We start from the raw sequence: 12,215 nt of genomic DNA, 5'->3' as shown, positions 1-12,215 counted from the left end.
TCCCATATTCCTCCCCCCTGGCGGGGGAGGAATTAAGGTGTGCTGAGGTCGATCGCTACGCGGCCGCGCTTGTCCGGTTTCTTGGCGAAGGCGGATTTGGCGACCTTCGCCAGCGCGCCCACAAGCGGTACGATCGGTGGCCCGAAGCCGACGGTGCAGCCGCCGAGCGACGCCGCGCAGGGCGGGGCTTCCAGCGCCAGCGCCGTTGTCGCCTTCAGGTCGCGGTTGGCGCCGCGGCCGGGGGCCGGGCCCGCTTCGTCGGGGAGCGGCAGCGTCTGCGATGATTTGCCGTCGGCGCAGACGACGATGTCGCTCTTGTCGGCCTGCGGCGGACACGGCTGCGGAGTGAGGATCGACCAGCGTTGCGGAGCCTCCGGCGCCGGCGCGCCGGCCGCCGCGGTCTGGAGGGCGATCGCCAGCCAGATCATGGCGCGAGCGGCCGGTTGGTGACGCCGCTGACGCCGGTCGCACTGCTCACCGTCACGCCGGACATGCCGCCACCGACGAGGAACGGGCTGTGCTCCTGCACCGGATTGGTGCGGTTGAGCAGCCGGTCGCGTTCGACGCGCACCGCCTCATGCTTGGGATCGCCCGCGTCGTGGACGACGAACGGCACACGGAAGCGATCGGCGCGGCGCCGGCCGCAGACGGTGATGTCGGTCTTGTCAGGATCGGCGGTGCAGCGATCCCCGGCGATCAAGGACGCCGATCGCGCGATGACCGTCGCGGGGTCTTCGGTCGGGGCGGCAAACAGCAACAGCAGCGCAAGCATCCAGCCCTACTCCCACAGCGAGCGGTGCCGCCATCCTCGCCGAGCCGTGCTGTCGAATCAAGCCTCGATCGGGGCGACGCCGAGCCGCGGGATCTCGATCGCCGGGCAACGGTCCATAACCACCTGCAGCCCGGCCGCCTCCGCCCGTGCCGCCGCCGCCTCGTTGATCACCCCGAGCTGCAGCCAGACCGCCTTCGCACCGATCGTGATCGCCTCGTCGACCACCTCGCCGGCGGCTTCGGGACGGCGGAAGATGTCGACGATGTCGATGGGGTCGCCGAGCTGATGCAGGTCACGGAAGACGAATTCGCCGAGGACATGCTCGCCGGTGATCTGCGGATTGACCGGGATGACGCGATAGCCGTGCTGCTGCAACCGCGCCATCACGCCATGAGACGGCCGATTTGGCCGGTCGGAAGCGCCGACCAGCGCGATCGTCCGTGCGCCTTCCAGCAGTGCCTTGATCGCGGCATCGTCGGTCAGCGGCATGATCGTCTCCTTAATGGGTGCGCAGCCAGTCGTCGACCTGACCCGCTATCGCATGGAACGCGGTCGCATCGGCGCCGTTCCCCGCCGCCGGCGGCTGACCGGCATCGGAGGCGGTGCGGATGCCGATCGCCAGCGGCACCCGGCCCAGGAAGGGCAGGCCGAGCCGCTCCGCGGTCGCCTGCGCGCCGCCGTTGCCGAACGGATCGGACAGCTCACCGCAATGCGGGCAGACATAGCCCGCCATATTCTCGACGATACCGATGATCGGAATGCCCGCCTTGTCGAACAGGTCGATCGCACGCGTCGCGTCGATCAGCGCCAGATCCTGCGGCGTCGAGACGATGATCGCGCCCGCCGGCTTGTGCTTCTGCACCATGGTGAGCTGCACGTCGCCGGTGCCGGGCGGCAGGTCGAGCACCAGCGTGTCGGTCGCGCCCCAATCGGCATCGACCAGCTGGGTGAGCGCGCCCGCCGCCATCGGCCCGCGCCACGCGATCGCCTTGCCCGGCTGGATGAGCTGGCCCATCGACAGCATCGGCACGCCATAAGGGGTGGGGACGGGGTCGAGCACCTTGTCCTTCGCGGTCGGCCGCTGGTCTTCCGCCGCCATCAGCCGCGGCTGCGACGGGCCGTAGATGTCGGCGTCGACCAGACCGACGCGCCGCCCGCGCGCTTTCAGCGCGATGGCGAGATTGGCGGCGAGCGTCGATTTGCCGACGCCGCCCTTGCCGCTCGCCACCGCAAGCAGGCGACGATGGATGCGCTCGGCGGTGACCACCAGCCGCACCTCGCCCGCCCAGGCCGCGCTCGCCGCGGCGCGGACCGCGGCTTCCAGCGCATCGCGCTCGGCGCCGCCGAGCCCGGTCGCGTCCAGCACGATGCCGGCGCGCGTGCCCTCGAAGCGGACCGTCGCCCGCTCGCCCGCGGCGGCGCGGACCGCGGCAATCGTTACGTCTTGTGTCATGCGGCACCAGATAGGCCCGCGCCGGCGGCTTGCCACTGTTTTTCCGCGTCCGCCTTCTTATAAGGAAAGGATGAATATCCTGCCGGGCCGCAAAAGCCGCCCTCCCATTCTCGCTGCCGAGACGCCCAAGGGTCCCTGGGGACAGGGCGATGACGCCAATGGCGGCGCCAACGGCGGTCCGCGCAACCCGTGGTCGCTGCCGCCCGGCGCCCGGAAGACCGGCGCCAAGCCGACCGCGCTCGACGACTTCCTGCGCAAGGCGCGCGGCGGCGGCGGGGGCGGCAATGGCGGCGGCATGGGTGGCCTGCCCGGCGCGCCCAACGCGCGGGCGCTGTGGCTGATCGGCGCGGGGATCATCCTGCTGGTCTGGATCCTCTACACCTCGATCCACCCGATCGCGCCGCAGGAACGCGGCGTCGTCACCTATCTCGGCCGGTATTCGGGTACGCTCGATCCCGGCATCGCGATGACGATGCCGGCGCCGATCGCACGGGTCGTCAAGGTCGACGTGCAGAATATCCGGATCGAGAACTTCCCGGAGAGCGGCACCGAGAATCTGATGTTGACCCGCGACCAGAACATCATCGATCTGGCCTATGCGGTACGCTGGAAGATATCGAGCCCGCAGAATTACGTGTTCCAGATCGACCGGCCGCGCGACACCGTCCGCGCCACCGCGGAGAGCGCGATGCGCGAAGTGGTGGCGAACGTCAGCCTCGACTCGGCGCTCGGGCCGGGCCGCGCGTTGATCGAGAACCAGGTACAGGAGCGGATGCAGAAGGTGCTCGACGATTATAAGTCGGGCATCGTCGTCGTCGGCGTCGGCATCAAGCAGGCCGATCCGCCCGCGCGCGTCAACGATGCGTTCAAGGACGTCACCGCCGCGCAGCAGGATGCGCAGGGCGTCCGCAACCAGGCGCAATCCTATGCCAAGCAGGTCGTCGCCCGCGCCGAAGGCGAAGCGTCGCAGTTCGACAAGGTGTACGAACAGTATCGCCTCGCTCCCGAGGTGACGCGCCGCCGCATGTATTACGAGACCATGGAGGCCGTGCTGGCCAAGTCCGACAAGACGATCGTCGAAGCCAATGGCGTCGTGCCCTATCTGCCGCTCGACCGCGCGCGGCGATTGCCCGATGCTGCGCCGGCGCAGGCGACCCAGGTGCAGCCTGCACCTGCGACGGGAGGCGGCCAGTGAACGGCCTCTGGCGTCACCCGATCGCGCTCGGCCTCGCCGCGCTGGTCCTCGTCATCCTGTTCTCGGCGACGATCACCATCGTGCCGGAGACGCAGCAGGCGGTCATCCTGCGCTTCGAACAGCCGGTGCGCACCGTCAACGCGTGGAAACCGAACGAGCAGTTCGGCCGTACCGGTGCCGGCCCGATCCTGCGCATCCCGTTCATCGACCGGCTGGTCTGGCTCAACAAGCGCGTGCTCGACGTCGATTACGACAACCAGCAGGTGCTCTCGTCCGACCAGCTCCGGCTCGAGGTCGATGCCTATGCGCGCTTCCGGATCATCGATCCGCTGAAGGCGGTGAACGCCACCGGCAGCACCTCGCAGACCGAGGCGGCGATCACCGAGGCGCTGCGCCCGCTGCTCGGCAGCTCGATCCGCAACGAGCTCGGCAATCAGCCGTTCGCGACGCTGCTCAGCCCCGAGCGTGACCAGGTGATGGACAATATCCAGACCCGCATGCAGCGGCTCGCCAGCCAATATGGCGTGCAGATCGTCGACGTGCGGATCAAGCATGCCGATCTGCCCGACGGCAGCCCGCTTGACCGCGCGCTCGCCCGGATGGCGACCGCCCGCCAGCAGCAGGCGACGACGATCCGCGCGCAGGGCCAGAAGGAAGCGCAGATCATCCGCGGCGAGGCGGATGCGGCGGCGGCGCGCATCTATGCGCAAAGCTTCACCAAGGATGCCGACTTCTACGACTTCTACCGCGCCATGCAGTCCTATCGCCACACCTTCGGGGCGGATGGCGGACCCGCGCCAAGCGGTTCGACGTCCATCATCTTGTCACCCGGAAACAGTTACTTGCGTGAGTTCGAGGGCAGGGGGCGTTGATCCGCAAGGATTGAGCCCCCAGCTTTCGGGCGTATGAACATTCAAGCGGCGTTCAGGCGTTTGGGTCCACTAAGGCACCAATTCCGATCGCCCTTCATGAAGAGGATTTTCTCCTAGTGCGCTACGCCTACGCCATTACCAGTGCGCTTCTCCTCGGTGGCGCGACCGCCACGCTGGCGCTGCAGCCGAGCACCGCGCAACAGGCTCAGAACGAGCCCGGCGCGATCCAGGCGGCGGCGCCCAAGGCCGGTGCGCCGATGAGCTTCGCCGACATGGTCGCCAAGCTGCAGCCCGCGGTGGTCAACATCTCGACCAAGCAGACGATCGTCCAGCGCCAGCCGGCCAATCCCTTCTCGGGCACGCCGTTCGGCGATCTGTTCGGCGGCATGGGCGGTGGCCAGGGTGGCGCCCCGGTGAAGCGCGAGGGCGCGTCGCTCGGTTCGGGCTTCCTGATCTCGCCTGACGGCTATGTCGTGACCAACAATCACGTCATCGCGCCGGGTGCGGAGGGCGCGACGGTCAATTCGATCACCGTCACGCTGAGCAACAACAAGGAATATACCGCACGCGTCATCGGCAAGGACCAGGATTCGGACCTCGCGCTGCTCAAGATCGATGCCGCCGGCCTGCCGTTCGTGAAGTGGGGCGATTCGAGCCGTGCCCGCGTCGGCGACTGGGTGCTGGCGATCGGCGAGCCCTTCGGCCTCGGCGGCACGGTGACCGCGGGCATCATCTCGGCGATCAACCGCGTCACCGGTCAGGGCGGCGCCTATGATCAGTTCATCCAGACTGACGCCTCGATCAACCAGGGCAATTCGGGCGGCCCGATGTTCGACCTCAACGGCAATGTGATCGGCGTCAATTCGCAGATCTTCAGCCAGTCGGGCGGCAATATCGGCATCGGTTTCGCCATTCCCGCGGCGACCGCCAAGCCGATCATCGAGACGTTCATGAAGGGTGGCAAGATCACCCGCGGCTATATCGGCGTGTCGATCGGCGGTGCGGTGAACGACGATGCCGCCGCGGCGCTCGGCATTCCGAAGAACCAGGGCGAGCTGATCGCGCGCGTCGAGCCGGCCGGTCCGGCGGCCAAGGGTGGCCTGCGTGCAGGCGACGTGGTCACCAAGATCAACGGCCAGCAGGTCACGCCCGACCAGACGCTGACGCGTCTCGTCTCGAACCTCCAGCCGGGCACGACCGCCCGGTTCGAGGTGCTGCGCGCCGGTCAGCCGACGTCGCTCAACATCCAGGTCGCGACGCGTCCGTCGAACGACCAGCTGAAGGCGCTGGCCAATGGTGGCGAGGATTCCGGCGGGTTCGGGCCGAACGATTCGCAGACGGACGGCAATGACGATGACGACGCCGGCACGACCCAGGGCGGCTCGGCGCCGCTCGGCCTCAACGTCCAGCCGCTGACCCCGGGGATCGCCCGCGCGGTCGGCGTCGATCCCACCGTACAGGGCGTGGTGGTCGCCTCGGTCGACGCCTCGAGCGACGCCAACGGCAAGATCAAGCGCGGCGACGTGATCCAGGCGGTCAACAGCACGCCGGTCCGCACCGCGGCCGACGTCGCCCGTCTCGTCGCGCAGGCGAAGGCGGCGGGTCGTCCGCAGGTCCTGCTGCTGGTGCAGCGCGGCCGGATCCCGGGCTTCATCCCGGTGAAGATCAAGTAAGCCTGGCCATAACGGTGCAGGTGAAGGGTCGTCGCTCTCCCGAGCGGCGGCCCTTTCCTTTTGCCCGCACGCCGGGGTAGGTCTCCGGCACCAGCACAGGAGCGGGACATGAGCGACGGCATCTTCATCGGCCTTGGCGGCGGCAAGCCGCAGCTGCTCGACCTCAAGCGCGCTAACCGCCACGGCCTGATCGCCGGTGCGACCGGCACCGGCAAGACGGTGACCCTGCAGGGGATCATCGAGGGGTTCTCGAAGGTCGGGGTGCCGAGCTTCGTTGCGGACGTGAAGGGCGACCTGTCCGGCCTCGCGATGGCGGGTTCGCCGCAGGCCAAGACGCATGCCGCCTTCGCCGCGCGTGCCGCCGAGATCGGCGAGACCGACTGGGCCTATGCCGATATGCCGGTGCAATTCTGGGACCTGTACGGCGAACAGGGCCACCCGATCCGCACCACGGTCAGCGAAATGGGGCCGCTGTTGCTCAGCCGCCTGATGGACCTCAACGAGGTGCAGGAGGGGGTGATGACGATCGCCTTCCACGTCGCCGACAAGGAAGGGCTGCTGCTGCTCGACCTCGACGACCTGCAGGCGATGCTGGCGCATTGCGCGAACCGTGCCGACGAACTCACCACCACCTACGGCAACGTCTCGAAGCAATCGATCGGCGCGATCCAGCGCGCGCTGCTCCAGTTGCGCACGCAGGGCGGCGATCATTTCTTCGGCGAACCCGCGCTGGAAATGGACGATTTCATCCGCACCGACGACCGGGGCAGGGGAATCGTCAACATCCTCGCCGCCGACAAGCTCATGGCCGCGCCGAAGCTCTACAGCACCTTCCTGCTGTGGTTGATGAGCGAATTGTTCGAGCATCTCCCCGAGGTCGGCGATCCCGACAAGCCCAAGCTCGTCTTCTTCTTCGACGAGGCGCATCTGCTGTTCGACGACGCGCCCAAGGCGCTGCTCGACAAGATCGAACAGGTCGTCCGCCTGATCCGCTCCAAGGGGGTGGGCATCTATTTCATCACGCAGAACCCGATCGATATCCCCGACACGGTCGCCGGCCAGCTCGGCAACCGCGTCCAGCATGCGCTACGCGCCTTCACGCCGCGCGATCAGGCGGCGGTGCGTTCGGCGGCGGAGACGTTCCGCGCCAATCCCGGCGTCGACGTCGCCACCGCGATCACCGAATTGAAGGTCGGCGAGGCGCTGGTGTCGCTGTTGCAGGCGGACGGGTCGCCGGCGCCGGTGGAACGCACGCTGATCAAGCCGCCTGCCAGCCGCGTCGGCCCGGTGACGCCGCAGGAACGCGCGGTGATGATCCAGACGGACGCGGTCGGCGACAAATACGACACCGCGATCGATCGCGAATCGGCGGAGGAGATTCTCGCGGCCAAGACGCAGGAGGCCGCGGCTTCCGCCGCGGCGGCGCGCGCGCAGGACGATGCCGCCAAGGCGGCGGCGGTGCAGGCCAAGGCGGATGCGCAGGCCGCCAAGGAAGCGGCGCGCGCGCAGGCGGCGCAGGCCAAGGCGGACGCGGCGGCAGCGCGCGAGGCGGCCAACTCGCCCTGGTCGAAGGCCATGACCTCGGCCACGCGCGCGGCGAGTTCGTCGATCGGGCGGCAGGTCGCCAACGAGATCGGCAAGCAGGTGTTCGGGTCGGGCTCGCGGCGCTCGTCGGCGGGCGGCGGTCTGGTCGGAACGGTGCTGCGTAGCGTGCTGGGCAATCTGATGCGGTGAAGGGGGGTCGTTCGTCCCCATCTTCGTCATCCCGGCGAATGCCGGGACCCACGGTCACGGCAAATTTGCTGTTTCACGCAACCGTCGACGTTCCGTATCCATGGGTCCCGGCTTCCGCCGGGATGACGGGTTACGTGGAGCACACCCCAAAGCTCGACAACATCCCCGCTCCGGCGCAAACTGGCGCCCGAAACGGAGCCTCATCATGTCCCTCGACGACCCCATTCTCAGCGACTGGACCGCGGCCGGCGAAGCCGAGCTCGCCGACATCGTCACCCTGCGCCGCGCGATCCATGCCGAGCCGGAGATCGGCCTCGACTGCCGCCGCACCACCGACAAGATCAAGGCGGCGCTCGCCGGCCTGCCGCTCGAATATCACGAGGGCAAATCGACCAGCGGCCTGATCGCGATCCTGCGCGGGCAGAAGGGCGACAATGGCCGCACCGTGCTGCTGCGCGGCGACATGGACGCGCTGGCGATGGAAGAGGAGACGGGCCTGCCCTTCGCCAGCACCATCCCCGGCCGCATGCACGCCTGCGGCCATGATTCGCACACCGCGATGCTGGTCGGCGCCGCCCGTGCGCTCTCCGCGCGCCGCGATCAGCTCCCCGGCACCGTCGTCTTCATGTTCCAGCCGGGCGAGGAGGGCCATCACGGCGCGCGCTTCATGATCGACGACGGCCTGCTCGACGTCGCCGCACCCGACGCCGCCTTCGCGTTGCACATCACCCCCAATGCCCCCGCCGGCGTCGTCATCACCCGCGCCGGATCGATCATGGCATCGGCGGATACGGTGCACGTCGTCGTACGCGGCGCGGGCGGCCACGCCGCGATGCCACACGATTGCATCGATCCGGTGCCGGTCGCCTGCGAGATCGTCACCGCCTTCCAGACCTATGTCGCGCGCGCAATCGCGGTCACCGATCCCGCAGTGCTCTCGATCACCAAGATCGAGGCGGGTTCGGCGCACAATATCATCCCGGGCGAGGTCCGCATGCTCGGCACCTTGCGCACCTTGTCGGAGGCGACGCGCACGACGATGCGCGCCGCGGTCAAGCGGATCGCCGAGAATATCGCCGCGGCGCATGGCGCCACCGCCGAAGCGTGGATCGACGAAGGCTATCCGGTGACGGTCAACGACCCGCGCGGCGCGGCGCTGATCGAGACAGTGGCGGGCGAGCTCGGCCGGCCCTTCGCACCGATGCCGCAGCCGATGATGGGCGCGGAGGATTTCTCCTACGTGCTGCGCAAATTCCCCGGCGCCTTCGCTTTCCTCGGCGTCGCCCCCGCCGGCAGCGACCCGGCGACCAACCCGCCGCTCCACAATACGCGGATGACGATCGAGGAATCGGTCATGGCGAAGGGCGTCGCGATGCATTGCGCGGTCGCGACGCGCTATCTCGAACGCGGGTTCGACTGACGAGAACCGCGATGAACCGATGGGGCGGAAGTTTCCGTCCCCATCGCTCCGATCCGGCCGCCGCTGCGCCTACCCCTTGATCAAGCCGATCTCCACCAGCCGCTGATGCAGATAGTCGTGCGCCGTGATCGGTTGCGGATAGCGGTTCGGATTCTCCGCGCTGATCGTCTGCGGCAGCGTCTCGATCAGGAAATCGGGCGCGGGGTGCAGGAAGAAGGGCATCGAATAGCGCGAATGGCCGCGGCGCTCGACCGGCGGATTGACGACGCGATGCGTGGTCGACGGCAGCACGTGGTTGGTCAGCCGCTGCAGCATGTCGCCGACGTTGACCACCATCGCGCCCTCGGGCGGCCTGATCGCCAGCCACTGGCCGGTCGCGCGGTCGAGCAGTTCCAGCCCCGCCTCCTCGGCGCCGAGCAGCAGCGTGATGAGGTTGATGTCCTCATGCGCGCCGGCGCGGACGCCCTCGGCATCCGCGGGGATCGGCGGATAATGGAGCAGGCGGAGCACCGAATTGCCGTCCTTCACCGCGGGATCGAACCAGTCGGGCGCGAGGCCGAGATGCCGCGCGATCGCCGACAGCAACCGGTCGCCCGCGCGGTCGAAGGCGGTGAACAGTTCGAGGAACGTGTCCTTGAAGCCCTCGGGGCGCGTCGGCCAGATATTGGGCGCCATCGTGTCGGCGTAGCGATGCCCCGCCGGCAGCTCGCGACCGATGTGCCAGAATTCCTTGAGATCGACGTGCTTGGCGTCCTTGGCGATCTCGGTCTTGAACGGCGTGTAGCCGCGCGCGCCACCGCCGCCCGCGACGAAATAGGCGCGCTTCTCCGCTTCGGGCAGCGCGAACAGCGCCTCGGTCTCGCGCCAGGCGCGGGTGATCAGATCCTGCGGCACGCCGTGATCGGCGACGATCGCAAAACCGAACCGCTCGAACGATTCGCCGAAGGCTGCGGCGAAGCCATCGGGGTCGCCGGCCTGATCGGCGAGGCTGAGCGTGGGAACCTGGGCGGAAGTGGAGTCGAGCATGCAAGCCATCCATTTGATGAAGCGCGCGTTATAGGCCGCCCGATCGGGCGCGTCATGCCCCCCGGCGTGCCGTCCCGGCCACCCGGCCGACGGCCGTCAACCCGGACCGAACCGCCGGCTCCGTTCCCCGTCTTCTAACCCGCGCGATCCAGGCGATGTGACGGTGTCGCATCGACTCGGCGCAGCCCCAAGCCGCTTGATCGCGGCGACCGGGCAGCGGCTCTTGTGGTTACCCGCGAAATGCGGGCACATATCGGCCGTCAGGGACGCGGTGGGGCTGCGGTTTCGAGACGAGGGAATAGGTCGCACCCGTCATCACGGGCGCGGCGCATCATATTGGGGTCCGATGAGCATTTTCGCCCGTACAGCCACGATCGTCGCCACGCTCGGTGCGATGACCCTCGGTTTTGGCGCAGCACAGGCGGAAGACGGCACCCCGCGGGCCACGGTCGCGGCGCAGGGCAAGGGCGGCCCGATGCTCGATGCCAACGGCGCCGAGGCACAGGCCGACCTCAAGGCCGACGCGCAGTTCCGCACCCTGTTCCAGAGCTGGAAGAAGCTCGATACGCGGCCGCAGGGCGCGATCGCCATCCCCTCGGTCCAGCCGGTTCAGCATCTCCAGTTCACCAGCAACTTCGGCATCCGCTCCGACCCGTTCCGCGGCACCGCGGCGATGCACGCCGGCGTCGACATCCCCGGTCCGGTCGGCACGCCGATCTACGCTACCGCCGACGGCATCATCGATCACGCTTCGCGACTCGGCGGCTATGGCAATATGGTCGAGATCAACCACGGCAAGGGCATCGCGACTCGCTACGGCCACCTGTCCAAGATCCTCGTCGAGGACGGCGCCCGCGTCACCCGCGGCCAGTTGATCGCGCTGATGGGCTCGACCGGTCGTTCGACCGGTCCGCATCTCCATTATGAGGTCCGCATCGACGGCCATGCGGTCAACCCGATTCCGTTCCTGACGACCGCCGACTATCTGCTCGCGTCGCAGGATCGCGCCGTGCATGCCATCCCGGTCTCGACCGACGGCCCCGCCGCGCAGGATTGATCGTCTAGAGCGCCTGCGCCGCGGCCCAGCCGCTCGCCCAGGCCCATTGGAAATTATAGCCGCCGAGCCAGCCGGTCACGTCGACCGCCTCGCCGATCGCATGCAGGCCGGGGACGCGGCGCGCTTCCAGCGTCTGGGACGACAGATCGGCGGTACTGATCCCGCCGACGGTCACTTCGGCCTTGGCGAATCCCTCGCTGCCGTTGGGCGTGAACCGCCAATCCGACAAGCGTCGCCCCGCCTCGTCGAGCCGGCGGTCGGGAACGTTGCCGAGTTCGACCGACAGATCGAGCCGTTCGGCCAGCGCCTCGGCGAGACGGTCCGGCAGCGTCGCTGCCAGCGCCCGCCGCAGCGTCGCACGGGGCTGCATACGCTTTGCGGTCAGCAGCCAGTCGCGATCCGCATCCGGCACGAAATCGATGCCGATCGGCTCGCGCGGTCGCCAATAGCTCGACACCTGCAGGATCGCAGGGCCCGATAGGCCGCGATGCGTGAACAACGCCGCCTCGCGGAACCGCGCCTTGCCGGCGCTCGCCACGACATCGGCGGCAACGCCCGACAAGGTCCGAAACAACGCCTCGTCGCCGCCGAGCGTCAGTGGCACCAATGCGGGCCGCGGCTCGACCACCTTGAGTCCGAATCGTCGGGCGAGATCGTAAGCGGCACCGGTGGCGCCGAGCTTGGGGATCGATGGTCCACCGGTGGCGATCACCAGCCGCGGCGCGCGAACGACGCGGTCCGGCAAAGCGACGGTGAACGCGGCGCCGTCATGGCCGATTTCGCCGAAGGGCGTGGACAGCGCGACGTCGACGCGTCCCGCGTCGCATTCGTCGAGAAGCATCGCGACGATCTGCCGGGCCGAGCCGTCGCAGAACAATTGCCCCAGCGTCTTCTCATGCCAGGCGATCCGGTGGCGCTCGACCAGCGCGGTGAAATCGCTCGCGGTATATCGCCCGAGCGCCGATTTGGCGAAATGCGGATTGGCGGAGACGTAGCGGTCCGGCGCGGTGTGC

The 12,215-nt window shown here is 68.5% G+C and carries 12 protein-coding genes (1 of these 12 cut by a window edge); 6 read left to right on the top strand and 6 right to left on the bottom strand.

From position 1 onward, the window contains the following. Positions 1-32: 32 nt before the first annotated feature. The 4 genes from MC45_RS08390 to MC45_RS08375 are packed head-to-tail and all read right to left on the bottom strand — an operon-like array spanning position 33 to position 2,225. Positions 33-428, bottom strand: coding sequence for a hypothetical protein (locus MC45_RS08390; protein ID WP_038661767.1), 396 nt, complete (start codon positions 426-428; stop codon positions 33-35). Next, entirely contained in the window at positions 425-772 is a 348-nt protein-coding gene (locus tag MC45_RS08385; protein ID WP_038661764.1) for a hypothetical protein, read from the bottom strand. The genes MC45_RS08390 and MC45_RS08385 overlap by 4 nt, the downstream gene beginning before the upstream one ends. Before the next feature lie 57 nt (positions 773-829). Continuing rightward, positions 830-1,261, bottom strand: coding sequence for a CoA-binding protein (locus MC45_RS08380; protein ID WP_038661761.1), 432 nt, complete (start codon positions 1,259-1,261; stop codon positions 830-832). A gap of 10 nt (positions 1,262-1,271) precedes the next feature. Next, on the bottom strand, positions 1,272-2,225 hold the full coding sequence (locus MC45_RS08375; protein WP_038661758.1) for an Mrp/NBP35 family ATP-binding protein: 954 nt from the start codon (positions 2,223-2,225) through the stop codon (positions 1,272-1,274). A 70-nt stretch (positions 2,226-2,295) separates the two neighbouring features. On the opposite strand from MC45_RS08375, the gene hflK reads away from it, so the two are divergent. The 5 genes from hflK (at position 2,296) to MC45_RS08350 (ending at position 9,119) form a co-directional block, all read left to right on the top strand. Next, positions 2,296-3,420 carry an FtsH protease activity modulator HflK gene (gene hflK / locus MC45_RS08370; protein WP_038661755.1) on the top strand — a complete coding sequence of 375 codons (1,125 nt, stop codon included), beginning with the start codon at positions 2,296-2,298 and terminating at the stop codon, positions 3,418-3,420. After that, positions 3,417-4,292, top strand: coding sequence for a protease modulator HflC (gene hflC / locus MC45_RS08365; protein ID WP_038661752.1), 876 nt, complete (start codon positions 3,417-3,419; stop codon positions 4,290-4,292). The genes hflK and hflC overlap by 4 nt, the downstream gene beginning before the upstream one ends. 116 nt (positions 4,293-4,408) lie before the next feature. Further along, on the top strand, positions 4,409-5,965 hold the full coding sequence (locus MC45_RS08360; protein WP_038661750.1) for a Do family serine endopeptidase: 1,557 nt from the start codon (positions 4,409-4,411) through the stop codon (positions 5,963-5,965). Between the two features lie 108 nt (positions 5,966-6,073). Continuing rightward, on the top strand, positions 6,074-7,699 hold the full coding sequence (locus MC45_RS08355) for a helicase HerA-like domain-containing protein (RefSeq protein WP_038661747.1): 1,626 nt from the start codon (positions 6,074-6,076) through the stop codon (positions 7,697-7,699). Between the two features lie 205 nt (positions 7,700-7,904). After that, positions 7,905-9,119 (top strand): M20 metallopeptidase family protein, encoded by a 1,215-nt coding sequence (locus MC45_RS08350; RefSeq protein WP_038661744.1) that lies wholly within the window; start codon positions 7,905-7,907, stop codon positions 9,117-9,119. Between the two features lie 69 nt (positions 9,120-9,188). Here the strand turns inward: MC45_RS08350 and MC45_RS08345 are convergent, their stop codons facing one another. After that, a complete protein-coding gene (locus MC45_RS08345; protein ID WP_038661741.1) occupies positions 9,189-10,145 on the bottom strand; it encodes an isopenicillin N synthase family dioxygenase in 957 nt (318 codons plus the stop codon). A 346-nt stretch (positions 10,146-10,491) separates the two neighbouring features. Between MC45_RS08345 and MC45_RS08340 the strand changes: the two genes are divergently transcribed. After that, a complete protein-coding gene (locus MC45_RS08340; RefSeq protein ID WP_081974387.1) occupies positions 10,492-11,202 on the top strand; it encodes a M23 family metallopeptidase in 711 nt (236 codons plus the stop codon). Between the two features lie 4 nt (positions 11,203-11,206). Here the strand turns inward: MC45_RS08340 and MC45_RS08335 are convergent, their stop codons facing one another. Next, positions 11,207-12,215: the 3' portion of a BaiN/RdsA family NAD(P)/FAD-dependent oxidoreductase gene (locus MC45_RS08335; RefSeq protein WP_038661738.1), read on the bottom strand. 167 nt of this gene lie beyond the right edge of the window; the window shows 1,009 of its 1,176 coding nt (coding positions 168-1,176); the start codon falls outside the window, past its right edge; the stop codon is at positions 11,207-11,209.

The sequence above is a fragment of the Sphingomonas taxi genome (genome assembly GCF_000764535.1).
Taxonomy (GTDB): Bacteria; Pseudomonadota; Alphaproteobacteria; order Sphingomonadales; family Sphingomonadaceae; genus Sphingomonas; species Sphingomonas taxi.
Note: the sequence above shows the minus strand (reverse complement) of the source record. Positions and strands in the feature narration are given on the sequence as shown.